The organism is Gordonia insulae (assembly GCF_003855095.1).
Lineage (GTDB): Bacteria > Actinomycetota > Actinomycetes > Mycobacteriales > Mycobacteriaceae > Gordonia > Gordonia insulae.
The window spans coordinates 1,129,602-1,152,710 of the sequence record NZ_CP033972.1; the positions used below are offsets into that span (position 1 = coordinate 1,129,602).

Here is a 23,109-nt window from a genome sequence, read left to right on the forward strand (position 1 = left end):
GGAGAACCGATGAGCACGGCCACGAAGGCGAAATCCAGGTCGCGTGAGGGACACGTCGCCGACACCCATGATCTGATCCGGGTACACGGTGCGCGCGAGAACAATCTCAAGGACGTCAGTCTCGAGATCCCCAAGCGACGTCTGACCGTGTTCACCGGTGTGTCCGGCTCCGGGAAGAGTTCACTCGTCTTCGCGACGATCGCCGCGGAATCGCAGCGGATGATCAACGAGACCTACAGCGCATTCGTGCAGGGGTTCATGCCCAATCTGGGCCGCCCCGACGTCGATGTCCTGGAGGGGCTGACCACCGCCATCATCGTCGATCAGGAACGCATGGGCGCCAATCCGCGCTCGACGGTCGGTACCGCCACCGACGCCAACGCCATGCTGCGGATCCTGTTCAGCCGGCTCGGCAAGCCCTATATCGGTTCGCCCCAGGCATTTTCGTTCAATGTCGCGTCGATCAGCGGTGCCGGCGCGGTGACCGTCGAGAAGGCCGGTCGTACGGTGAAGGAGCGCCGCAGCTTCTCGATCACCGGCGGCATGTGTCCGCGCTGCGAAGGACGCGGCTCGGTGTCCGACTTCGATCTCACCGCACTCTATGACGACTCCAAGTCTCTCAACGAGGGCGCGCTGACGATCCCGGGCTACAGCATGGAGGGCTGGTACGGGCGCATCTACCGCGGTTGCGGATGGTTCGATCCCGACAAGCCGATCAAGAAGTTCACCAAGCGTGAACTCAACGATCTGCTCTACAAAGAGGCCACCAAGATCAAGGTGGAGGGCATCAACCTCACCTACCTCGGTCTCATCCCGCAGATCCAGAAGTCCTTCCTCGCCAAGGACCGTGAGGCCATGCAGCCGCACATCCGGGCATTCGTCGACCGGGCGATCACGTTCACGACCTGCCCGGAGTGCGACGGTACGCGGCTCGCGGAAACCGCCCGATCGCCGAAGATCAAGGGCAAGAACATCGCCGACGTCTGCACGATGCAGATCAGTGATCTCGCGGACTGGGTACGGAGCCTCGACGAGCCGTCGGTGGGGCCGCTGCTGACCACGCTGGGGGAGACGCTCGACTCCTTCGTCGAGATCGGGCTCGGGTATCTGTCACTGGACCGGCCCGCTGGGACGCTCTCCGGCGGAGAGGCCCAGCGCACCAAGCTGATCCGCCACCTCGGCTCGTCGCTGACCGACGTCACCTACGTGTTCGACGAACCGACCATCGGCCTGCACCCGCACGACATCGCCCGGATGAACGATCTGTTGCTGCAATTGCGCGACAAGGGCAATACGGTTCTGGTCGTCGAGCACAAGCCCGAGGCCATCGCCATCGCCGACCATGTCGTCGACCTGGGCCCGCGAGCCGGCAGTGAGGGCGGCGAGATCGTGTTCGAGGGAAGTGTCGAGGAGTTGCGGGCCGCCGACACGCTCACCGGACGACACCTCGACGATCGTGCCTCCTTGAAGGAATCGGTGCGGACATCGAAGGGCGCCTTGGAGATCCGCGGTGCGTCCACCCACAACCTGCAGGACGTCGACGTCGACATCCCCCTCGGCGTGCTCGTCGTCGTCACCGGTGTCGCGGGGTCCGGCAAGAGCTCACTGATCGATGGCTCGGTGGCCGGGCTCGACGACGTGGTGTCGATCGACCAGGGCGCGATCAAGGGTTCCCGGCGAAGTAATCCGGCCACCTACACCGGCCTGCTCGACCCGATCCGCAAGGCATTCGCCAAGGCGAACGGGGTCAAGCCCGCGCTGTTCAGCGCCAACTCCGAGGGTGCCTGCCCCAATTGCAAAGGGGCCGGGGTGATCTACTCCGATCTCGCGATGATGTCGGGTGTGGCCACCCCGTGCGAGGTCTGCGAGGGCAAGCGGTTCTCCGCAGAGGTGCTCGACTACACCTTCGGCGGCAAGGACATCAGCGAGGTCCTCACCATGTCGGTCGCACAGGCGGAGGAGTTCTTCGCCGACGGTGACGGCAGGATTCCCGCTGCGCACAAGATCCTGGTCCGCCTGCGCGACGTCGGACTGGGTTACCTGACCATCGGCCAGCCGTTGACCACCCTGTCCGGCGGCGAACGACAACGCCTCAAGCTCGCCTCGCAGATGGGCGACAAAGGCGATGTGTACGTCCTGGACGAGCCGACCACCGGGCTGCACCTCGCGGACGTGGAACAACTCCTCGAACTCCTCGACCGGCTGGTCGACTCCGGGAAATCCGTCATCGTCATCGAGCATCACCAGGCCGTGATGGCTCATGCCGACTGGATCATCGACATCGGGCCGGGCGCCGGGCACGACGGCGGCCGGGTGGTCTTCGAGGGGTCGCCGGCGGATCTGATCGCGGATCGCTCGACGCTCACCGCTCAGCACCTCGCGGAATACGTCGGCGGCTGACCGGTCCGATCGGCGATTCTGATGACGCGCGTTCCCGGCGGTCGTAGACTCGGCTTGGAACATGAGTCACAATTCGTTCCATTGGTGCCCACTCGGCACCCGTGAAGCGACGACCGGTGGGGAGCGTGCAGCGATGCAGACCGCGAAGAAGACCTTTCAATCCGCACTGGGCACGTTGTCCAAGGCCTACCCGAGCAAGCCGCGGCCGCTGGCCGAACCGCCGGCGGGGTCCGGGCTGAAACCGGTGATGGGTGACGCGGGCATGCCGATCCTGGGCAACGCGCTGGAGTCTCTGGTCGATCCGCTGAGCAGCGCAATGGATCGCTACGAGAGATTCGGCGCGGTCTCGTGGTCGGGTTCGCTGAACATGAACATCGTGACGTTGATCGGCCCCGACGCCATCGAATGCGCCTGGATGAACCGGCAGAAGGCCTTCTCCAGCGAGGAAGGCTGGGAACCGATGATCGGCCCGTTCTTCCGCCGCGGCATCATGCTGATGGACTTCGACGAGCACATGCATCATCGACGCATCCTGCAGCAGGCGTTCACCCGGCCACGGCTGAACGGCTACCTGTCGATGATGACTCCGCACATCGAGAAGACCCTGTCGAACTGGGAGGTCGGCCCGGGCTTCCGCATGTATTCGCGCACCAAGGACCTGACGCTGTCATTGGCCACCGAGGTGTTCGTGGGTGCGTCACTCAACGAGAGCGACGCACACGACCTCGAGAGCGCTTTCGAGGCGGCGGTCCGCGGCGGGCAGGCGCTCGTCCGGGCCGACGTGCGCAACTGGACGTGGGCGCGGGGGCTACGCGGACGCGAGTACCTGCAGGACTACTTCCGGTCGGAGATCGCGGCCCGCCGGGCAGGCGATGGTGACGACCTGTTCAGCGTGCTGTGCCACAGCGAGGACGAGGACGGCAACACCTTCAGCGACGAAGACGTGGTCAACCACATGATCTTCGTGATGATGGCCGCCCACGACACCAGCACCATCGCGTTGTCGATGCTCACCTACTTCCTCGGGCGCTACCCCGAATGGCAGCAACGTCTGCGTGACGAGTCCCTGGCGCTCGACAAGCCCACGCTCGACTACGACGATCTCGACAAACTGCCGAGTCTCGATCTCGCATTCAAGGAGACCCTGCGGATCAACGCGCCGGTGGGCATGCTCTTCCGGAAGACCATCGCGGACACCGACATCCTCGGCCACTACGTGCCGAAGGACACCCTCGTCGGAATCCACCCGTGGGCCTCGATGCTCCGTGAGGAATGGTGGCCCAACCCGACCCACTGGGATCCGGAGCGCTTCTCACCGGAACGCAAGGAGGACAAGGTGCACCGCTTCGCCTGGGCACCGTTCGGTGGTGGCGCGCACAAGTGCATCGGCCTGTACTTCGGCGGGATGGAGGTCAAATCGATCATGCACCAGATGTTGCAGCGGTTCGAGTGGTCGGTGCCGTCGGACTATCGCCTCGATCTCACCTACGGCACCGGCCCGACACCCGCCGACGGCCTACCGATCGACTTCCGCCGCCGGGCCACCACCAGCTGACCGCTCCTCCCGATGCGCGCCGGGATCGAGCATGCTCACGGTGTCGACGAGGTCCGCGATCAGATCCTCGGCATCCTCGCGATTGGCCCGCCACACCGCGACCGTCGTGATGCGTGCTCGCACACCGTCGATCGGCAGGATCCGCACCGGCTCACCGTGGAACAGCCGATTCGCCATGCCGTTGCCGAGCCCGACGAGGGTGAACGCCTGCCCGGTCGCAACCAGATGGGCGAGACCCACGAAGTTGTCACCGGTCAGCGTGATCCGCTTGCGGATGCCGTTGCGGTTGAGGAGATCGTCGAGATTGCGGTAGATCTCCGGCGCGGCGTCATGGGTGATCGAGGCGAACGGGATCTCGACGAGATCGGCCAAACTGATCGACGTCCGCTCGTCGGCGATCGCCGCGGCACCGACCGCGACCCCTACGGGCTGGCGCTCGAGGAAAAGACTCCGCAGCCCGGCGCCTCCCACCGGACCGTGGACCAACGCGAGGTCGACGTTCCCGGCTCGCAGATCTCCCAGCAGCGGTTCGGTGCTAGCCGGCAGCAGTCGGGGGACAATGTCGGGGTGGTGCGCCGCCAGATCGGCCAGGAAGGTGTCGCGTACGGTGGCCGACACCTCCGGGGCGATACCGACGACGGCTTGTCGTGGGATCCGCGCGTCGGCCCGCCGCACCACGTCGCCGAGCGCATCCGCCCGATCCAGAACCTCGATGGCGCGCGGCAGCAGGGCATCTCCCGCCGGGGTGAGATCGACGCGGTGGTGGGCCCGGACGAACAGCGACGCGCCGAATTCGCGTTCGAGGTCCTTGATGCGCCTGCTCAGCGGCGACGCCGCCATGTGCAGACGAGTTGCGGCACGGGTGAAGCTTCGCTCTTCGGCGACCGCGACGAAGGAGCGCAGATGGATCAGGTCCACGCCGCCCACCCTATCGACCGCCACTACCTGCTCGACGCCGCAGGCGCCAGGACCGATCCGGTCATCTCCACGTGCGCACATCGATCCTGGTGGGTTCCCGGTTGCGGTCCCTAGCCTGAGGGACACCGACGACCCGGGCGGACGCCCGGGTCCACAGACTTCAAGGTGGTGGACGATGACCCGCGAAGCGATCAGGATCGCGAACTTCTCCGGATATCTCGGTGATCGCCGGACCGCGATCGACGAGGCGATCGCCGGTGACCGCGTCGATGTGCTGATGGGTGACTACCTCGCCGAGATCACCCTCGCCGCGCTGTCGGCGGCGTATCAGCGCAACCCCGACCGCGGCTTCGTCGACTACTTCGTCGACCAGCTGCGCCCGCACCTCGCCACCGTCGCCGATCGGGGCATCAAGGTGGTGACCAACGCGGGCGGCTTCCATCCCGCCGGTCTCGCCGCGGCGCTGCGCGCGGAGATCGCCGCTGCCGGCGTCGAGCTGCGCGTCGCGCATGTCGAGGGCGACAACATCTTGGGTGAGCTGCCCCGGTTGCAGGATCTCGGCCATCGGTTCGACAACCTGGACGGCGGCGCACCTCTGACCGACTGGGTCGCGACGCCGTTCGCCGCCAATGCCTACCTGGGCGGCTGGGGTGTGGCCGCGGCGCTGCGCGACGGCGCCGACATCGTGGTCTGCGGACGTGTCACCGACGCATCGTTGACCGTCGGCCCGGCCGCGTGGTGGCACGATTGGGCCGAGGACGACTGGACAGCGCTCGCGGGTGGGGTGCTCGCCGGTCACATCATCGAGTGCGGCGCGCACGCGGTGGGCGGCAATTTCTCCGGATTCCTCGACATCCCGCATCGGACGACCCCCGGCTTCCCGATCGCCGAGATCGCCGCCGACGGCACCTGCGTGATCACCAAACACCGGCGCGACGGGGGTGCCGTGACCGCCGACACCGTGACCGCCCAGATCATGTACGAGATCCAGGGGCCCGTCTACCTGAACCCCGACGTCACCGTCCATCTCGACCACGTGCGGGTCGCCGAGATCGGCGAGGACCGCGTGGAGGTCGCGGGTGCCACCGGTTCGCCGCCGCCGCCGACGACGAAGGTCGCGATCTTCGGCCCGGTCGGGGCATCGGTGGTCAACACGGTGTTCGTCACGTCGCCGCATGTCGAGGAGAAGATCGGGCTGATCCGCGACCAACTCCATCTCGGTCTGCCCGAAGGCGTCTCGCTGGATCTCACCCCATCGGCACCGCGGCCGAGGACCCCGAGTCGCAGTGGGCCGCGACCGTCGCACTGCGGGTGATGGCCACGGCGGACTCGGCGGAGGTGTTGGCACAGGCCGAGATGGGTGCCCGCCTGGGCAGTCTGTACCTGCAGGGCATCCCGGGATACTTCCACGACGGCGCCGCCGGACTGCAGTCCACCCCGCGGCCACGCATCGATTACTGGCCCGGGCTCCTCCCCATGACGGCGCTCGACCACCGTGTCGTGCTCGACGACGGACGCGTTGTACGTGTGTCACCGCCGTCGAGCACCGGCACCGTCGCCCAACCTGTGCACCCCGAACCCGCGGGGGCACCGCTGCCGGACCGGGTCACACAGTTGCCGCTCGGCACCGTCGCCCATGCGCGCAGTGGTGACAAAGGGGGCAACAGCAACGTCGGTATCTGGACGAGGGATCCGCGGGTGTGGTTGTGGCTCCGGCGATTCCTGACGACAGATGAGATCCGCCGCCTGATCCCGGAGGCGAAGGACCTCGATGTCGTCCGGCACGAATTCCCGGACCTGCAGGCCGTGCACTTCGTCCTCCGCGGATTGCTCGGCACGGGCGGGTCGTCGAACACGCGCGTGGATCAGGTCGGCAAGGCGGTCGGGGAGTACCTGCGCTCGCGTCAGGTCCTGATCCCGGACGATCTCCTGTCCGCCATCGACGTTCCGACCTCCGAGGAGTACACCCTGTGACGACCCTGACCGACCGACTACGAGCGACCATCGGCGCCGCCGCCACCGACGACGCCTTCGACGTCGCGGCCGAGCTCGACGACGTCCTTGCCGGCATCGGGATGTCCGCGGACGATGCCGGTGGCACCGTGACGTTCCGGGGCGCGGACCCCGTGGTTCCGAGCACCCTGCGTCTCGGGGGCGCCGCGGGCATCTCGCTCGCGGCCAAATCGGTGGCGATGGCGAAACTCTGGCAGCTCCGTTCCGGAGTGGGTCAGGACATCGAGGTCGATCTGCGCAGTGCCCCACATCGCCTGTGCCCCTTCTACGATCGTCGTTGGGAACTCGTCAACGGTTATCCCGCGGGCACGCCGTCCAATGCGTCGAACGCCCTCGGTTTCCGGTTCTACCGGACCGGGGACGACCGCTGGATGATGCCGCTCAACCCCTACCCGAAGATCAAGGTCAATGCCCAGCGTCTTCTCGGCGTACCCGACGACGGCGACGCGGTCGCCGCCGCCATCGCCACCTGGAAGGGTCGGGAACTCGAACTCGCGGGTGCCGAGGCCGGTGTCGTCCTGCCGATGCTACGGACCGTGTCGGAGATCCTCGAGGAATCCCACTACCGGGATGTGCTCGCCGGCATGCCCCTGATCGAGATCACCCGCATCGCCGACAGCGAGCCGGAACCCTTCGCGCCGGCCGGCGAACAGCCGCTCGACGGGATTCGAGCACTCGGAATGGGGCACGTCATCGCCGGTGCGGGCGTCGGGCGGGCGCTCGCGCTACACGGCGCCGATGTCCTGAACGTGTGGCGTCCCGATGAACTCGAACACGATGCCACCTATGTCAGCGCCAACGTCGGGGTGCGCTCGACGACGCTCGACCCGTATCGCGGCGAGGGCGCCGACCACATCCGTCGGCTCCTCGCCGGTGCCGACGTCTTCTATGCCAATCGTCGACCGGGCTACCTCGCCGACATTGGCCTGTCGCCGGAGGACGCGGCGCGTGCGCGACCCGGCATCATCCATGCGACCGCCTCGCTCAACGGTGAGTCCGGCCCGTGGTCGTCCTGGGTCGGGTTCGACCAGACCGCAGGCAGTCTGGCCGGCATGATGCTCCTCGAGGGCGGCGGAGACGTGCCCGCGCTGCCCCCGATCCTGGTGGTGAACGACTACATCGTGTCGTGGCTCATGACCGCGGGAATCGCCGAGGCGCTGGCGCGCCGGGCACGCGACGGCGGCAGCTACCGGGTGCATGTCTCCCTGACCCGGGCCGCACTCTGGATCGTCGGGATGGGGGTCTTCGACAAGGACTATGCCGCCGGCACGGCCGGGCGGCGCGTGGGTGACGACGACCGCCACGTCTATCTCGACCCGGAGACCTTCACCGCGGACACCCCGCTGGGCAGGTATCAGGGTGTCACCGACCAGGTGCACATGAGCCAGACGCCCGGCCGGTATCGGACCATCCTCGTCCCGAGGGGATCGTCACGGCCGGAATGGCTCCATCCGTCCCATCCCGATTCCTGACGAAAGAGGTTCCGACGTGGATTTCGCCCTGCCCGAGGCGCTGACCGACTATCTCTCCGAACTCGACACGTTCATCGACGAGGAGATCCGACCGCTACAGGAGGCCGACGACAACATCCGGTTCTTCGATCACCGTCGGGAGGACGCACGCACCGATTGGGACCGCGGCGGGTTGCCCAGCGCGGACTGGGAGGATCTGCTGCGCGAGGCTCGCCGGCGCGCCGATGCCGCCGGGCATTTTCGCTATCCGTTCCCGGCGGAGTTCGGCGGCCGCGACGGCTCCAATCTCTCCATGGCGGTTATCCGCGAGCATCTGGCGGCCAAGGGGCTCGGGCTTCATTGCGATCTGCAGAACGAGCACAGCATCGTCGGCAACAACATCGGCCTCCTGCTGATGCTGGAGTACGGGTCACCGGAACAACGGGACGAGTGGGTCGAAGCGCTCGCGGCGGGAGAACGGTTCTTCGCCTTCGGGATCACCGAACCCGAGCACGGATCGGATGCCACCCACATGGAGACCACGGCAGTGCGCGACGGCGACACGTGGGTGATCACCGGCGAGAAGACCTGGAACACTGGTATCCACGCGGCGCACCGGGACATCATCTTCGCCCGCACCAGCGGCGGGGCCGGCGATGCACAGGGCATCACGGCCTTCCTGGTCGATCCGCAGAGCGAGGGCTTCACGGTGGAGGAATACCTGTGGACCTTCAACATGCCGACCGACCACGCGCACATCTCGCTGCGTGACGTGCGCGTCGCGCACTCCGCGATCATGGGGGAGGAGGGACGCGGCCTGCAGATCGTCCAGCATTTCTTCAACGAGAACAGGATCCGCCAGGCAGCGTCGAGTCTGGGTGCCGCCCAGTACTGCATCGACCGCTCCGTCGCGTACGCCAACGAGCGGTCACCGTTCGGCAAGAAGCTCTCGACCAATCAGGCGATCCAGTTCCCGCTCGTCGAGTTGCACACGCGCGCAGCGATGTTGCGCGCCCTGGTCCGCGAAACCGCCTGGAAGATGGACACCTACGGACCTTTTGCGGCCTCCCAGGAGGTCTCGATGTGCAACTATCAGGCGAACCGGCTGTGCTGTGACGCCGCCGATCAGGCGATGCAGGTGTTCGGTGGTCGCGGTTACTCACGTCACGAGCCGTTCGAACACATCTACCGCCACCACCGTCGCTACCGCATCACCGAGGGGGCCGACGAGATCCAGATGCGTCGGGTCGCCGGCTACCTCTTCGGCTTCATGGCCGCAGGTGCACCCAAAGGCGTGCGCGGTCAGGCGGTCTGACGGGGACCGGGCGTACGGTCGGCCTGCTGTTCCATCGCCCACGCCAAGGCGTGATCGGCCACTTCCTCCCAACCGGGCTCGGCGCAGGTCCAGTGCGATCGGCCCGGGTATTCGTGATACTCGGTGACCGCGGACGATTTCCGATAGTGCCGCGCATTCGACTTGTTCACCGACGGCGGCATGATGTGGTCGGCGCCGCCGGCGATGAACAGCAGGGGAGCGCGGTCGTTGCGCGAGTAGTCCACCCAGGTCTCCAGGTGACGGGGCGTGAGATTCGCGAACAGTCCGTAACGCCACACCCACGCACCCGGCGCCGGGATGGCATAGCGCTCGTACGCGGCGCGGGAGTCCTCCTCGTTCAGTGTGTTGGTGAACGCGTAGCGGAACTCGTCGTGGGTGAACCCGGCGGCCTTGTGCCTGTTGGCGGGGTTCTTCAGGATCGGGAACAGCGACCTGAGCTGCGAAGGCGGGTTCACCCGGACACCCTCGGTGGGAGCGGAATCGACGACGACGGCCGCCGCCCCCAGCCCTCGGTCGACCAGGAGCTGCGTCATCGTTCCGCCGAAGGAGTGCCCGATGAGGATCGGCGGCGTCGGGAGATCGGTGATGATCGAGGCGAGGTGGTCGACCGTGTCGGGCACGGTGAGCTCGGCGATGATCCGCGGGTTCTCGCGCAGCGCCTCGACCTCGATCTCGAAGCCCGGATACGCCGGGGTCAGCACGCGGAACCCCTTGTTCTCGTAGTGGGTGACCCAGTGGTCCCAGCTCCGGGGTGTCATCCAGAGGCCATGGATCAGGACGATGGTGTCGGGCGTGGAGGTTGCCATAGTTTCTCCGAAGATGCTCACCGAGTAGGGGATTGGACGATTCGTCGGCCAACGTCGTCAGGATATGGGCGCGAAGCCGCGATGACCTGGCTGGCTGTGCACAGTTTTGTGCTGAGCGAGCACAGAGCGGTGGACGCCACCGAATCGGCGGGCGGATCCCTCACTGCGCGAGCACAATGACACACACTGCTTTGCAGCAGCACGGTGACCATCGGCATCGGACCGCTCGATGGCCCGTTCTCCGACGAAAGGGATCCCTCATGCCTTCCAGCGTCAACTTCGGCCGGCCACGTCGGGCACTCGTCGCGATCACCGCGGCGATCGCAGTCGTCGTCCTCGGCATGCTGGGACTGGCGGCGCCGCCGGCTCATGCCGCGGATCCCGGCAAGCCGACGATCGTCCTGGTGCACGGCGCGTTCGCCGACTCGTCCGGGTGGCGCGACGTCGCCGCCACCCTCAGAGGCGAGGGCTACCCGGTGCAGACCTTCGACAATCCGCTGCGCGGGCCGGCCCACGATTCGGCGCTCCTCGAGAAGAAGCTCGCCACCATCTCCGGGCCGATCGTCCTCGTCGGACACTCCTACGGCGGCGCAGTGATCACCAACACCCATGATCCCGATGTCGTGGCCAACGTCTACATCGCAGCCTTCGCACCGGAACGCGGCGAGTTCGTCCAAGGGCTGCTGAACCCGATCACGTATCCCGGCAGCCGACTGCTCCCGCCGGCGCTGCAGCTCAAGGTCGTCGATGATCCGTCCGGTCCGGGTGGCAAGAACCTCGACGGCTACATCGCCCGCCCCTACTTCCACGAGATCTTCGCCCAGGACGTGAGCACGGCGACGGCGGCAGACATGTATGCCCACCAGAAGTCCGCCGCACTGGTGGCGAACCTCGAGCCGTCGGGCGATCCGTCGTGGCGGAAGGTGCCGAGCTGGTACCTGGTGTCGCGCCAGGACCGGGTCATCCCCCCGGCCCTCCAACGCTTCATGGCATCGCGGGCGGCCCCGGGGCGGACCAGCGAGATCAACGCGGCACACGCCTCACTGGTGTCGCAGCCCGACGCCGTCGCGGCGGTCGTCGTCAAGGCCGCCGGCGCCTGACCGAGCGACCCGACCCGGAGATCAACGATGGCCGTCGTCTTCGACACCGGCGACTTCGCGCCGACCGAGCGCCACGCCGCCGCGGTCGCCGCCCTCCGGGTCCGGTCGTTTCCGACGAGCGTCGAGTTCCTTGCGGCGGAGAACATCTCAGCGGTACTCGAGCTGTGGGACTACGGCAAGGTGACCGCGTTCCGCGCGCAGATGTCCGGAAATCGACAGATCCGTACGGCCCGCCACATCCGTCGCGGCGCGGTCGACACTCTCGCGATCGCCGTGCAGGAAAGGGGAATCGGACTCCTCGAGCAGCACGGGTTCCGCCAGCTCTGCCGGCCCGGTGAGCTCATGATCGTCGATCTGGACGCTCCGTACGTGTGTGGGTGGGAGGGTGCGGGCGCCGCGCGCAGCGTCCGGGTCCCGACCACCGACGCCGGTGTGCACCACGACGAGTTCCCAGATCTCGTGCGCCGGCTGGGCGCGAGTCCGTTCTGCTCATTGGTGGCCGGACACATCTGGCACCTGTGCGGACCCGGGAGTGCTTCGGATGCGTCCGGGCACCTGATCGGGTCGGCCACCACATCCCTGTTCCACGGGCTGTTCGCCGATCTCCGTGACCCAGGCGAGGAGCCGACGCCCGACTCGCTGATGGCGCGGGTGACCGATTTCGTCAGCATCCATCTGACCGATCCGGAACTGTCGGCGAGCATGATCGCCGATAATCTGGGAGTGTCCACCGTGGCGTTGCGCCGGTTGTCGGAGTCCACCCAGTTCGACCTCGAACGGTGGATTCTGTCCGAACGCCTCGGCCTGGCACGCAACGTCCTCGCCGACCAGGCAGGGACATGGCATCCCGAACAGTCGCGACGATGGGGCTTCGGAAACGCTTCGTTCTTCACAGAGGAGTTCAGCGCGGCTTATGGAGTATCCCCGGGCGAATGGCAACAGATCACGACGGCCGAGGCCGCCCCTGATCATGTCGGCGACGACCCGACCTGAGCCGGTGGCCTGACATGGTGGTCGTCTTCAGTACCGCAGGCCTGACCGCTGACGATCGGGTGGCCGCGACATGCGCCGCCATGCAGGAGCAATCCGTACCGTCGACGGTCCGGTTGGAGGACACCGCGCACATCGAATCGCGGATGGACGTGTGGACCTACGGCGACACCAGCATCTTCCGCGCGGAGATGACGGGCTTCCGCTTGATCCGCACGCAGAAACAGATCAGCAGCGGCCCCGGCGAGATGCTGGCGATCGCCGTCCACGAACGCTGTGTGGGTAAGCAGGAACAGTTCGGCGTGCAGCGCCTCGCACGACCCGACGAATTGATGTTGATGGACCTCAACTCCACCTACGACTACGCCCTCAACGGCGTCGGCGCATCACGATGCCTGCACGTGCCGGTCGATGCGATCGGCCTACCGCACGAGGTGGTGCGTGCTGCCGCAGACCGCCTGCCGGCCAGCCCGCTGTACCGGATGCTGGTCAATCACATCTCGGAACTGACGGTTCATGCCGAGGAGCTGACGACCAGCAGCGCCGCACGAACGCTGGGCGAGAGCAGTATCGAACTGACCCGAACCTTGCTGGCGTCGGCCTACGACCTCGATTACGCGCGTGGTGCGATGGCGGAATTGTTGCTGCCGAGGGTCCGCGCGTATGTCAAACAGCATCTCGCCGATCCGGACCTGAGCCCCTCCTCGATCGCGGCGGCGCACGGCATCTCCCCGCGGCATCTGTTCAAGCTGTGTGCGGCAGCGGAATTCAGCCTGGAGCAATGGATCATCGCCGAGCGACTCACCCGGGCCCGCGACGAACTGGCCCGGCCGGACATGCGCTCGACGCCGGTCGCGGCGATCGCCCGTCGCTGGGGGTTCGTCAACGACTCTCATTTCAGCCGGCGATTCCGGATGATGTACGGCGCGTCGCCGCGCGCCTGGCGGCAGATGAACTCGCCACCGACCGCGGTGCGGCCGGAACAGGTACCCCCACGCGATTGAGGCGTCCGACGAACCCGAGGCCCTGATGGCACTCCTGCTCGACACCACGACGATCGATTCTCGTTCCGTCGTCGATGAACTCCACCATGCGTTGCGCTCGGCCGGCGCAGCGCCCACCGCAACGGTGACCCCGCTGGTCCCGCATCATCGTTTCCGCGCCCAGGTCAGCGGCTGGACGATCGGCGAGGGTGCGACGCTCATGCACGTCGAGTCCGATCCGGTCTCTGTCGCGACGACCCGGTCCCGGCTCCGGACAGAGGTGTTCGAGCGTGTGGCGATCGCCGCCGTGTCACCGGGCTCCTGGAGCCATCGCCAGCACGGCGTACTCGTCGAGTCGACCGATCGTGCGAGCACGTTGCTCATCGTGGACCAGGCCTGCCCGTACGACTTCCGCCGATCCGACCGCGGATCGGCCGTCGTTCTCACCATCGATGCGGCACACCTGAATCTGCCGCCGTCGGCCCTGGCCGCAGCGGTGCGCACCCTGCGTCCATCCCATGGTCTCTATCAGCTCTACCTCTCGTTCCTGGACGAACTCCTGGGCATCGCGGTGGCCAACCCGGCGCTGCTGCCCGAACTCAACTCCACGGCGATCTTGCTGACGCACGCGCTGATCATCGACGTCGCGGACCGTCCCGCCGCCGATCAGGGTCCGGACGCCCCGGGGGATCTCGTCGCCCGGATCCGGCGACACATCGACGAGAACGTCGACGATCCCGATATCTCCGCGGATACCATCGCGCAGGCACACAGCATCTCCGTGCGGACGCTGTACAAGGCGTGGGCCGTCACCGGGATCGGGCTCCAGGATCACATCATGGGTCGTCGTCTGGACCGTGCCCGTGAGACCTTGATCCGCGAACCGGATCTGACCGTCTCCGCCGTGGCACGGCGGCACGGGTTCGTGGATTCCACGCATTTCACGCACCGATTCCGCGATCGGTTCTCCGTCACCCCGCGCGACTGGCGCCTGATGAATCCGTAGTCGCGGCCCGGTGGGTCAGACTCCTGCGGCGCGGCCGAGGTGCCCGGGGACGAACGGCCGGACCGGTACGTGGTCTCGTGTCCTGCGCCGCAGCCGCACGTGGCGCTCGCCGTTCGTCACGAGAAGGGGGACGTCGTCGGGGAGGGCTCGCGCGATGTGTCGCACCTGTCCGGTCGGTCTGGTTCCGCTCATCCCGACGACGACCTCCGCCGCGTCGAACCGCGCGACGGCACCCGCGAGAACGCGCACCGGATCGCCCTCCAGCGCAACACCGGTGACCCGGGCACGGCACGTGCCGCGCACCGATTCCATTCCCCGTCGCAGCAATTCGTCGATGACCGCTCGATCGGACAACAGGTAGGCCTCGGATTTGAGGGCGTCGTGCAGAAACGTCGCCGGCGCCGGCGGTCGGATCGGGTCGATCGCGCACACCAGCGCGATCCGCAGACCGGGACCAGCGGTCGCGCACACGGTGTCCAACGCGCGCTGCGATGCAGGGGACCCGGTGAACCCCACGACGAGCACGCCGTCGGTGGGTAACGAGACGGCCGTCGACGCGGAAAGCGGTCGGTACGAACCGAAGATGTCACTCATGGTCATGGCGCTCACCTCATGTTGTAGTGGACCTCTTGACCTCTGCTGATGACGTTAGGGAACGGCCGCCCCGGGGTCTGCATGCCGCGAGTGGAGCGCTTCTCCACCCACGGGTGGACGCGAAGATCCGTCCCGAAGCCGATGACTTCGCACGCCCGCGGCCTATCCTTTCCCTGTGTCGGTGAGTCGGTTGATCGCAGGGATGCGCCGCCGGATCGAGTTGGCGGGTGATGGATACCCGCCGCTCTATCCGGCGGTGACGCTCGGTGCGTCGGCGATCATCACCGTCGGGGCGGTGATCCAGCGACTCCCACTCGCGCCTCCCTGGTGGGCGCTTCTCGGTGCGGCGGTTGCCTTTCTGTCACTCGTGGTCGATCTCTGGGTGCCGAGCAAGGTGGCCTGCGGGGTGATCGCGGCGGCGGCCGTGGCGCTCATGTTGATGGATCCGGTCCCGGTCGATGTCGCGCCGCTGCTGCTGGCCCTCACCACCGCCATCGCGGCCGCGATGGAGTCCCTGCGATGGGGTCTGTTCGTCGCGGCGCTGTCGGTGGGCGTCATCGTCCTCGGTGGGCAGACCGAGCACCTGCAGTCGGTCCCGGCCTACATCCTCGCGATCCTGTGCGGATGGCTGGTCGGATACATGATCTTGTACCAGAAGCTGTTGTCCGAGAACGAGGTGCGCGCACAACGCGTCCGCGCAGATCACGCGGCGAGCGACGAACGTCAACGCATCGCTCGCGAAATCCACGATGTGATAGCGCATTCACTCTCGATCACCATGCTCAATGTCACCGGGGCGCGACGAGCGTTACAGGAGGGTGCCGAGGACGAGGCACTCGAGGCACTCGAGGACGCCGAGCGCCTGGGACGGCAGGCGATGACCGAGATCCGATACATCGTCAAGGTCTTGGGCTCCGAGCCGGAATCGGCCGCGCCGACACCGGGGGCCGACGACATCGACCGACTCGTCGACGACTATCGCAAGGCCGGCGTGGGGGTGTCGCTGGATGTGCACGGCGACCTGACCCGCATTCCTGCGCCGGTCGGATCCGCGCTCTATCGGATCACACAGGAGTCGTTGGCGAACGTGGTCAAGCACTCCCGGACGCCGCGCGCCGCGGTCAGCTTGTCCACACGCCCGGACATCGTTCTCTGCGTGCAGAATCCGTACATAGCCGACCAGGGGGTTCGCCGGGCCACCGACGGATCGGGGATCGACGGGATGAAACAACGTGCACGACTGCTCGGCGGCGCCGTCGATGTGAGCGGCACCCGGGAGGCGTGGATCGTTCGTGCGGTGTTTCCCGGTGCGGTCCTCGACGGCAGGACGGCCCGATGATGTCCACGCGGTCGTTGCCGACGGATCGAACGATCAGGGTGTTGCTCGTCGACGACCAGGAACTCGTGCGCACCGGTCTGCGCCGGATCCTCCGGATCAAGGACGGATTCGACATCGTCGGCGAGTGTGGCGACGGAGGAGAGGTGATCGACGCGATCTCCCAGACCTCACCCGACATCATTTTGATGGACCTGCGCATGCGGCATGTCGACGGCATCGCCGCGACAGCAGCGGTGGCCCGGCTTCCGCAGCCGCCGCCGGTTCTCGTCCTCACCACCTTCGACGATGACCAGTTGCTCTCGGGCGCACTCCGGGCCGGCGCGGCCGGGTTCATTCTCAAGGATTCACCGGCCGAGGCGTTGATCTGGGCGACGCGTGCCGTGGTCGACGACGGGGCCTACCTCGATCCGGCAGTGACGGGGCGTGTCCTGCAAGGGTTTCGGCGTGCGGCACCGGAGTCGAGGACACAGTCCGACGGTGTGCTGACCGAACGGGAGGCCGACGTCCTTCGCCTGATGGCGCGCGGCCACACGAACTCCGAGATCGGTGCGCGACTACATATCTCGGAGGTAACGGTGAAAAGCCATGTCAATCACATCTTCACCAAGCTCGATCTCCGTGACCGCGCGGCGGCCATCGTCTACGCGTTCGATCATGCATTGGTGACACCGTCACAGCCCGAGGAGCGCCGCCGACCCTGAGCGCCACCGACCCTGAGCGGCACCGGTCGGACCATTGGCAACCGGTTCCGGGTTCGCTAACGTAAAGCATGGCGCGCGAGTTGGTGACGGGGATGACCTTCACGACCTCGGACGAGGTCGTGGTCGACACCGCGCTCCTGGCCGGTTTCGCCGACGTTCTGGGATCACGATCGGACACGTTCGCCGTCCCGGTGATCTTCCGCGTGACCGTCATCCTCGCCCACGAGGCAATGGATTCCGGGACCGTCCCCAGCGACGGCATCGTCCACACAGCCGAATCGCTCCGCGTCCGCCGGCAACCGCGGGTCGGCGATCGGCTGACCGGCCTGCTGACGGTGGAGGAGATCCACCATCGGGGCGGCGCGACGCAACTCCTGGTGCGCAGTGACATCATGGCCGACGGTGAGGTCGCGCCGATCGCGGTCACGACATCGACGCTCGCGTTCCGAACCGAGGGGACCGGGTAGCGATGGGCGAGGAACCGGTGGATACCGAGCTGATCTGGGATGCGATCGAAGAGATCTCTCTCGATCGGGTTCGCCGGTATGCGGATGTCTCCGGCGATCACAACGCCATTCATGTCGATCCCGCCGCCGCCCGAGCTGCCGGCCTGTCCGCGCCGATCGCGCACGGGCTGTTGATCGTCGGCATCGTGCTGAGACACGCCGATGACTGGCTCACGAGGAACGGGGGCACGATCAGCGGGTGCGATACACGCTTCGTGCGGCCGGTCTACCTGGCCGAGGACCCGGTGTCCCTGCATGTGACCGGTCACCGTGCCGGGCCGGGCCACATCGACGCAGCCGTGTGGAGGTTCGATCCGGACGGCGTGACCCATCGCGCGATCATCCGACCCATCCGGATCTCCTACACCGCGGATGCGGACACCTGAGGGGCCCCGTCAGCGGGCGAGCCGATCGGCGGCTGATCGCAGATCGGCGCGCAGACCACGCGGAGCGAGTGCTCGGAGCACCGCCACAGTGGGCACGAGGACAAGGGGCAGGGTCAGAAAAGCCTTGGCGCGCACCTCGGTTCGATCCGCGGGCTGCGGGTCGAACCGCAACGTCAGGTGTGCGTCCACGAAATGCCAGCTGCCGATCTCCTCCCAGCGCGTGTACGGGTCGTCGGCGACGACCTCCATTCGTGGTGACACGCCGGGCACGAGCGTCACGTCGGTCCAGGCGGTGCCGGTGGCCCCGGGCCGCTCACCCACGCGCGCTAGGCCCTCCACCCTGCGCAGACTGGACTGCCACTCGGACCGCTTCTCCGGATCGACGAGATACTCGAATGTCGTCGCCGGTGCCGCGTCGAAGGTCACCGAGACGTCGGCGATGAGCATGCGTCGGGACAGCCGTGGCACGTCAACTCCTCGTCATCGTGCGGGTCCCTGGTGTCGACGTGGGCAAAGCGGTCGTGACACCTCCCGCCACTTTCACCATAACGCGCGACCCCGGGCTTGCGGCAAGACCCGGTGCATGCTGCAGACTCGTCTGCTGCGGCACCGGAGGTGGTGCCCCGGAGGAGGTTCGTGGATGTGTGACGTCATCGTCGTCGGGGCCGGTCCCACGGGGTTGATGCTCGCCGGTGAGCTCCGGCTACAGGGCATCGACGTCGTGGTGCTCGAGCAGGACGAGGAACCGCCCCTGTTCGTCCGGGCGCTCGGCATCCACGTGCGCACGATCGAGATCATGGAGCAACGCGGGTTGCTCGACAGGTTCCTCGCGTGCGGGCGCAAGTATCCGCTCAACGGCTTCTTCGCCGGCATCTCCGCGCCGGCGCCGGCCGGCTTGGACACCGCGCACGCGTATGTGCTGGGCATTCCTCAGCCCGAGATCGACCGGATCCTGGCGGATCGCGCCGTCGAGGTCGGCGCCGACATCCGGCGAGGGAAGCGCGTCATCGGAATACAACCGGGTGGCGATCACGTGACCGCCGAATTGTCCGATGGCACAACGCTTCACGCGCGCTACCTGATCGGCTGTGACGGCGGGCGGAGCACCGTGCGCAAGTTGGTCGACATCGCCTTCCCCGGCGAGCCGTCCCAGGCGGACACGTTGATCGGTGAAGTCGACGTGACCATGCCAGACGACGAACTGACCGCCAGGGTCGCCGAGATCCGGGAAACGCAGAAACGCTTCGGAATCGGACCCTCACCGTCGGGAACCGGCGCATACCGCTTCGTGGTGCCTGCCGCCGATGTCGTCGACGGCCGTGCCGAACCGCCGACTCTCGACGACGTCAGGCGACAACTCCAGGCCGTGGCGGGAACCGACTTCGGCGTGCACTCGCCACGGTGGCTCTCACGCTTCGGGGATGCCACGCGGTTGGCCGAGCAGTATCGCCGTGGCCGGGTGTTCCTGGCCGGCGACGCCGCGCACGTCCACCCGCCGATGGGCGGGCAAGGCCTCAATCTGGGTGTCCAGGACGCATTCAACCTGGGCTGGAAACTCGCCGCGACCATCAACGGCTGGGCTCCCGACGACCTGCTCGACAGTTACGAATCGGAACGGCGTCCGGTCGCCGCCGACGTGCTGGACAACACTCGCGCCCAGGCGTTGCTGATCTCCACCGACACCGGAGCACAAGCGGTGCGGCGCTTGATCTCCGAGCTGATGAACTTCGACGACGTGAGTCGATTCCTCATCGAGAAGATCACCGCGATCTCCGTCCGCTACGACGTCGGCGACGACGGTCATCAACTCGTCGGCCGCCGACTCCGGGATGTGCAGTTGACCGCAGGCAGACTCTACGACCTGATGCACGCCGGTCGCGGCCTGCTGCTCGATCCCACCGGTCGACTCACCATCGATCGCTGGGCGGACCGCCTCGACCACATCATCGACACCAGTGACGAACTCGACGTGCCCGCCGCCCTGCTCCGGCCAGACGGCCATGTCGTGTGGGTGGGGGACGCTCAGACCGACTTGGAGACCACAGTGATCCGCTGGTTCGGTCGCCCGGCCATGTGAGTGCACGCACCGGGGTGTGACCGGCGACCGGGACCCGGTGTCACCTCGACAACTCGGCCGCCGCTTCGGCCTTGATCCGGTCGAACTGTTCTCCCATCGCCTCGGCGAGCGCGGTGGCGCCGGAGAGTGGCCGCACCATCACCATGAAGTCGTCGATCTTGCCTTCCTCGTCGACGTGGAGAAAGTCGCATCCGGTGATCTTCGCGCCACGCACCACCGTCTCGAAGACGAGCGCGTGGTCGCTGCCCTCGCTGTCACCGATCTCGCGCACATAGCGGAAGTCCTCGAACACCCGCAGCACGCCACGAAGGATCGCCGACGTGATGGCCTTGCCCTCATAGGGCTTGAACGCGACCGGACTGGTGAACACGACATCGTCGGCCAACAGGTCGGCGATGGCCTGCTCGTCGCCGGTTTCGACGGCGCGGCGGAATGCGTGCATGACTGTGCACCTCTCTGCTCATCCTGTGTTCGGTCGGACGGTCAGTCTACGGTGGAGTGGCCAACCGGGGGTCGGACGTGTGAGGACAGCGTGAATTCACGTTCGTCTGGCACACTTGTGGGGCCGACGTGATGCATTGCTCATGGTTGTGACTCCCGTAGCGCGCCCGCTAGATGGACCGACCCTCCGTGGCCGAGGCGCCTGGCTCGAGCAGAAAGCAACGAGGCCGTCGTGACCGATGCACACAGTTCGACCCTGCCCCGCGACCGATATGTCAGCTCCTATTCCGAACTGGCCGCCGAGGTCCGCGAATCGGGCCTGCTCGATCGGCGGCACGGCTTCTACGTGACCCGCATCGCACTCACCGTCGCCGCATTCCTCGCCATCTGGGCCGGCGTCGTCGTGCTCGGTGATTCCTGGTGGCAGATCGCACTGGCCGCCGGGCTCGCCCTGGTCAGCACGCAGTTCGGATTCCTCGGACACGATGGTGCGCATCGGCAGATGTTCGCCTCCGCGTCAGCCAACGAGTGGACGGCGCGCATCCTCGCCGGCGGTTTCGCCGGATTGTCCCTGCACTGGTGGCGCGCCAAGCACAATCGCCACCACAAGGCGCCGAATCAGATCGGTGTGGACCCCGACATCGAGGGCGCACCGCTGGCGTTCGTCCCGGCCGACGCGAATGGACGCACCGGGTTCTACGGGTGGTTCACGCGTCATCAGGGCTGGCTGTTCTTCCCGCTGGTCACGCTGGAGGGCATCGCCCTGCACATCTCGAGCATCCAGGGGCTCGTGTCCCGCGCACCCGTCACACAGCGAGCCACCGAGCTCTCGCTGATCGTGGCGCGGCTGTTGCTCGGTTTCATCGTGCCGATCCTGGTCATGTCGCCGGGGATCGCCGCGGTCTTCATCGTGGTTCACCTGGCGCTGTTCGGACTTCTGCTCGGCGGGTCGTTTGCGCCCAACCACAAGGGAATGCCCTTGGTGCCGAAGGACATGCGCGTGGACTTCCTACGCCGGCAGGTGTTGATGTCGCGCAATATCCGCGGTGGCCGGTTCACCGATTTCATGATGGGTGGTCTGAATTATCAGATCGAGCATCACCTGTTCCCGAGCATGCCTCGGCCCAACCTGGCCAAGGTGCGGCCGATGGTCCGCGCGCACTGCGCCCGACACGAGGTGACCTACACCGAGACCTCGCTCATCCAGTCGTACGGCATCGTCGTCCGCTACCTGAACCAGGCCGGCCTCGGTGAGCGGGACCCGTTCACCTGCCCGCTGGTCCAGATGTACCGCTAGACCCACATCACAGGGCGCCACCTGCCGGCGAGCGGACCGGGCGGCGTCCACCTCACGCTGCTGATACAGGATCGGTGGGACGATCTTCCGTGTCCTCGCGGTGGCGATGGGCGTGTTCGCGCCGTTGTTCGTGGATCTGATGCAGGCATGCCGCCAGTGTTCGATCTCGGACTGACCGTGCTCAACATCACGCCCACGTTTCTGGGGCGGCGGCCGGTTGCCGGTGTCCTTGTCAATGGGGTCGTCCTACGCGACGACATGCGCGCCCGCGGCGACTACATCCGCGCCTGACGAGCCATGACGAAGCTGTAAACGCCATAGGTCGCGATACCGATCGCCGCCAGTATGAGTAACGCCTGACCGGCCGGCAGCCCGGCCAGTGTCTTCACCGCGCCGTCGACCCCGGTCGCCTTCGACGGATCCGCCTGTACCGCCGCGACGATCACCAGGAGACCGGCGCCGGCGAGTACCGTACCCTTCGCGGCATATCCGACGACACCGGTGACGGTCACCGCTCGTCCACCGCCGGTACGGAGGTCATCGAGGAAGTTGCGGGTCACCCCTTTGTAGATGTGGTACACGCCCACCGCGATGATGATCAGCCCCACGATCACCAGCACGAACTTTCCTCCGGCACTCTGCATGAGGCGGGCACTGAGCCCGGCGTTCTGACGGCCGCTGGATTCGCCGGCGCCGATGGCGAATCGAGCTGCCGAGTAGGCGAATGCCACGTAGATCACGCACAGCGACAACGCCTTCCCGCGATCGAACCAACCGCCGAGGCCGTCGTCGCGATCTGCGGGATCGTTTGCCTTGCCCCCGAGTACTGCTTCGGCCAGCCGCCACAGCGCGAGGGCGGCGAACGCCACCACCGCGACCCACAACAGAAGGCGCCCTCCGGATGATTCGGCGAAGATCGCCAGGGCACCGGACTGATCGGCGTTCCCCGCGTCGCCGAAGGCCAGCCGTCCGACGATGTAGGCGATCACGAGGTGCATCACCCCACTGACGACGTGACCGGCGCGCGCCGCGCGCTCGAACCACGCGCTGTCGGTGGCCCGGTCGACGGCGCCTGCCACGTTGTTCTGTGTCATCACATTCACTCCTCGACACCCGATGTGTGCTTGTAGTCCACCATTCGGAGACGCGAAGACCGCCCGGAATGGGACATTCAGCCGATAGAGTCACAGGAGTCACAACCCGTCCCAGT

General features: G+C 66.8%; 23 protein-coding genes. 17 read left to right on the plus strand and 6 right to left on the minus strand.

What is annotated here, in order from left to right; translation table 11 throughout:
• Positions 1 to 9 precede the first annotated feature (9 nt).
• Entirely contained in the window at positions 10 to 2,400 is a 2,391-nt protein-coding gene (locus tag D7316_RS05170) for an ATP-binding cassette domain-containing protein (protein ID WP_124707331.1), read from the plus strand.
• Between the two features lie 133 nt (positions 2,401 to 2,533).
• Positions 2,534 to 3,955, plus strand: coding sequence for a cytochrome P450 (locus D7316_RS05175; RefSeq protein ID WP_124711127.1), 1,422 nt, complete (start codon positions 2,534 to 2,536; stop codon positions 3,953 to 3,955).
• Here D7316_RS05175 and D7316_RS05180 read toward each other — a convergent pair.
• Positions 3,917 to 4,873, minus strand: a complete 957-nt coding sequence (locus D7316_RS05180; protein WP_232016775.1) for a LysR family transcriptional regulator — start codon at positions 4,871 to 4,873, stop codon at positions 3,917 to 3,919. The genes D7316_RS05175 and D7316_RS05180 overlap by 39 nt on opposite strands.
• A 175-nt stretch (positions 4,874 to 5,048) precedes the next feature.
• Here D7316_RS05180 and D7316_RS27375 point away from each other — a divergent pair, with 175 nt between their 5' ends.
• The 4 genes from D7316_RS27375 to D7316_RS05195 are packed head-to-tail and all read left to right on the plus strand — an operon-like array spanning position 5,049 to position 9,652.
• On the plus strand, positions 5,049 to 6,188 hold the full coding sequence (locus tag D7316_RS27375) for an acyclic terpene utilization AtuA family protein (protein WP_232016776.1): 1,140 nt from the start codon (positions 5,049 to 5,051) through the stop codon (positions 6,186 to 6,188).
• Positions 6,185 to 6,847 carry an AtuA-related protein gene (locus tag D7316_RS27380; RefSeq protein WP_456298016.1) on the plus strand — a complete coding sequence of 221 codons (663 nt, stop codon included), beginning with the start codon at positions 6,185 to 6,187 and terminating at the stop codon, positions 6,845 to 6,847. The genes D7316_RS27375 and D7316_RS27380 overlap by 4 nt, the downstream gene beginning before the upstream one ends.
• The gene (locus D7316_RS05190) at positions 6,844 to 8,358 is read left to right on the plus strand and encodes a CoA transferase (RefSeq protein ID WP_124707333.1); all 1,515 of its coding nucleotides are present in this window, start codon (positions 6,844 to 6,846) and stop codon (positions 8,356 to 8,358) included. Before D7316_RS27380 ends, D7316_RS05190 begins: the two co-directional genes overlap by 4 nt.
• A 16-nt stretch (positions 8,359 to 8,374) precedes the next feature.
• Complete coding sequence (locus tag D7316_RS05195; protein WP_124707334.1) at positions 8,375 to 9,652, plus strand: acyl-CoA dehydrogenase family protein; 1,278 nt, start codon at positions 8,375 to 8,377, stop codon at positions 9,650 to 9,652.
• On the opposite strand, the gene D7316_RS05200 is transcribed toward D7316_RS05195, so the two are convergent.
• Positions 9,640 to 10,479, minus strand: a complete 840-nt coding sequence (locus D7316_RS05200) for an alpha/beta hydrolase (protein WP_124707335.1) — start codon at positions 10,477 to 10,479, stop codon at positions 9,640 to 9,642. The two genes, D7316_RS05195 and D7316_RS05200, sit on opposite strands and share 13 nt — an antisense overlap.
• 260 nt (positions 10,480 to 10,739) lie before the next feature.
• Here D7316_RS05200 and D7316_RS05205 point away from each other — a divergent pair, with 260 nt between their 5' ends.
• Genes D7316_RS05205 through D7316_RS05220 form a run of 4 tightly spaced genes read left to right on the plus strand, consistent with a single transcriptional unit; the run spans position 10,740 to position 14,558 of the window.
• Positions 10,740 to 11,579, plus strand: a complete 840-nt coding sequence (locus tag D7316_RS05205; protein WP_197718188.1) for an alpha/beta fold hydrolase — start codon at positions 10,740 to 10,742, stop codon at positions 11,577 to 11,579.
• A 27-nt stretch (positions 11,580 to 11,606) separates the two neighbouring features.
• Positions 11,607 to 12,572 (plus strand): AraC-like ligand-binding domain-containing protein, encoded by a 966-nt coding sequence (locus D7316_RS05210; protein WP_124707336.1) that lies wholly within the window; start codon positions 11,607 to 11,609, stop codon positions 12,570 to 12,572.
• Between the two features lie 14 nt (positions 12,573 to 12,586).
• A complete protein-coding gene (locus D7316_RS05215) occupies positions 12,587 to 13,573 on the plus strand; it encodes a helix-turn-helix domain-containing protein (protein WP_124707337.1) in 987 nt (328 codons plus the stop codon).
• A gap of 25 nt (positions 13,574 to 13,598) precedes the next feature.
• The gene (locus D7316_RS05220) at positions 13,599 to 14,558 is read left to right on the plus strand and encodes a helix-turn-helix transcriptional regulator (RefSeq protein ID WP_124707338.1); all 960 of its coding nucleotides are present in this window, start codon (positions 13,599 to 13,601) and stop codon (positions 14,556 to 14,558) included.
• 15 nt (positions 14,559 to 14,573) lie between these two features.
• On the opposite strand, the gene D7316_RS05225 is transcribed toward D7316_RS05220, so the two are convergent.
• On the minus strand, positions 14,574 to 15,158 hold the full coding sequence (locus D7316_RS05225; RefSeq protein ID WP_124707339.1) for a universal stress protein: 585 nt from the start codon (positions 15,156 to 15,158) through the stop codon (positions 14,574 to 14,576).
• Positions 15,159 to 15,333: 175 nt separating this feature from the next.
• On the opposite strand from D7316_RS05225, the gene D7316_RS05230 reads away from it, so the two are divergent.
• From D7316_RS05230 to D7316_RS05245, 4 genes are all read left to right on the plus strand, one after another.
• On the plus strand, positions 15,334 to 16,491 hold the full coding sequence (locus D7316_RS05230; protein WP_232016778.1) for a sensor histidine kinase: 1,158 nt from the start codon (positions 15,334 to 15,336) through the stop codon (positions 16,489 to 16,491).
• Positions 16,488 to 17,192 (plus strand): response regulator transcription factor, encoded by a 705-nt coding sequence (locus D7316_RS05235; protein ID WP_124707340.1) that lies wholly within the window; start codon positions 16,488 to 16,490, stop codon positions 17,190 to 17,192. Before D7316_RS05230 ends, D7316_RS05235 begins: the two co-directional genes overlap by 4 nt.
• A 92-nt stretch (positions 17,193 to 17,284) precedes the next feature.
• Positions 17,285 to 17,659, plus strand: coding sequence for an FAS1-like dehydratase domain-containing protein (locus D7316_RS05240; RefSeq protein WP_164473727.1), 375 nt, complete (start codon positions 17,285 to 17,287; stop codon positions 17,657 to 17,659).
• A gap of 17 nt (positions 17,660 to 17,676) precedes the next feature.
• On the plus strand, positions 17,677 to 18,084 hold the full coding sequence (locus tag D7316_RS05245; protein ID WP_232016779.1) for a MaoC family dehydratase: 408 nt from the start codon (positions 17,677 to 17,679) through the stop codon (positions 18,082 to 18,084).
• Positions 18,085 to 18,093: 9 nt separating this feature from the next.
• Here D7316_RS05245 and D7316_RS05250 read toward each other — a convergent pair whose 3' ends face one another.
• Positions 18,094 to 18,552 (minus strand): SRPBCC family protein, encoded by a 459-nt coding sequence (locus D7316_RS05250; protein ID WP_331852561.1) that lies wholly within the window; start codon positions 18,550 to 18,552, stop codon positions 18,094 to 18,096.
• A 172-nt stretch (positions 18,553 to 18,724) separates the two neighbouring features.
• Here D7316_RS05250 and rox point away from each other — a divergent pair, with 172 nt between their 5' ends.
• Complete coding sequence (gene rox / locus D7316_RS05255; protein WP_124707343.1) at positions 18,725 to 20,161, plus strand: rifampin monooxygenase; 1,437 nt, start codon at positions 18,725 to 18,727, stop codon at positions 20,159 to 20,161.
• A 40-nt stretch (positions 20,162 to 20,201) separates the two neighbouring features.
• On the opposite strand, the gene D7316_RS05260 is transcribed toward rox, so the two are convergent.
• Positions 20,202 to 20,603, minus strand: a complete 402-nt coding sequence (locus tag D7316_RS05260) for a nuclear transport factor 2 family protein (RefSeq protein WP_124707344.1) — start codon at positions 20,601 to 20,603, stop codon at positions 20,202 to 20,204.
• 231 nt (positions 20,604 to 20,834) lie between these two features.
• Here D7316_RS05260 and D7316_RS05265 point away from each other — a divergent pair, with 231 nt between their 5' ends.
• Positions 20,835 to 21,899: a fatty acid desaturase family protein gene (locus tag D7316_RS05265; protein WP_232016780.1), complete on the plus strand. Its 1,065-nt coding sequence runs from the start codon at positions 20,835 to 20,837 to the stop codon at positions 21,897 to 21,899.
• 147 nt (positions 21,900 to 22,046) lie between these two features.
• Positions 22,047 to 22,190, plus strand: a complete 144-nt coding sequence (locus D7316_RS27075) for a hypothetical protein (RefSeq protein ID WP_164473728.1) — start codon at positions 22,047 to 22,049, stop codon at positions 22,188 to 22,190.
• Here the strand turns inward: D7316_RS27075 and D7316_RS05270 are convergent.
• On the minus strand, positions 22,175 to 22,993 hold the full coding sequence (locus D7316_RS05270) for a DUF1206 domain-containing protein (RefSeq protein ID WP_124707345.1): 819 nt from the start codon (positions 22,991 to 22,993) through the stop codon (positions 22,175 to 22,177). The two genes, D7316_RS27075 and D7316_RS05270, sit on opposite strands and share 16 nt — an antisense overlap.
• Positions 22,994 to 23,109: the final 116 nt, after the last annotated feature.

Excerpts from the sequence above, each read along its gene's own strand:
- D7316_RS05170 (WP_124707331.1), top strand. The coding sequence starts at position 10 with ATGAGCACGGCCACGAAGGCGAAATCCAGGTCGCGTGAGGGACACGTC.
- D7316_RS05175 (WP_124711127.1), top strand. The coding sequence starts at position 2,534 with ATGCAGACCGCGAAGAAGACCTTTCAATCCGCACTGGGCACGTTGTCC.
- D7316_RS27375 (WP_232016776.1), top strand. The coding sequence starts at position 5,049 with ATGACCCGCGAAGCGATCAGGATCGCGAACTTCTCCGGATATCTCGGT.
- D7316_RS05200 (WP_124707335.1), bottom strand. The coding sequence starts at position 10,479 with ATGGCAACCTCCACGCCCGACACCATCGTCCTGATCCATGGCCTCTGG.
- D7316_RS05205 (WP_197718188.1), top strand. The coding sequence starts at position 10,740 with ATGCCTTCCAGCGTCAACTTCGGCCGGCCACGTCGGGCACTCGTCGCG.
- D7316_RS05210 (WP_124707336.1), top strand. The coding sequence starts at position 11,607 with ATGGCCGTCGTCTTCGACACCGGCGACTTCGCGCCGACCGAGCGCCAC.
- D7316_RS05215 (WP_124707337.1), top strand. The coding sequence starts at position 12,587 with ATGGTGGTCGTCTTCAGTACCGCAGGCCTGACCGCTGACGATCGGGTG.
- D7316_RS05220 (WP_124707338.1), top strand. The coding sequence starts at position 13,599 with ATGGCACTCCTGCTCGACACCACGACGATCGATTCTCGTTCCGTCGTC.
- D7316_RS05225 (WP_124707339.1), bottom strand. The coding sequence starts at position 15,158 with ATGACCATGAGTGACATCTTCGGTTCGTACCGACCGCTTTCCGCGTCG.
- D7316_RS05235 (WP_124707340.1), top strand. The coding sequence starts at position 16,488 with ATGATGTCCACGCGGTCGTTGCCGACGGATCGAACGATCAGGGTGTTG.
- D7316_RS05240 (WP_164473727.1), top strand. The coding sequence starts at position 17,285 with ATGACCTTCACGACCTCGGACGAGGTCGTGGTCGACACCGCGCTCCTG.
- rox (WP_124707343.1), top strand. The coding sequence starts at position 18,725 with ATGTGTGACGTCATCGTCGTCGGGGCCGGTCCCACGGGGTTGATGCTC.
- D7316_RS05260 (WP_124707344.1), bottom strand. The coding sequence starts at position 20,603 with ATGCACGCATTCCGCCGCGCCGTCGAAACCGGCGACGAGCAGGCCATC.
- D7316_RS27075 (WP_164473728.1), top strand. The coding sequence starts at position 22,047 with ATGCCGCCAGTGTTCGATCTCGGACTGACCGTGCTCAACATCACGCCC.
- D7316_RS05270 (WP_124707345.1), bottom strand. The coding sequence starts at position 22,993 with ATGACACAGAACAACGTGGCAGGCGCCGTCGACCGGGCCACCGACAGC.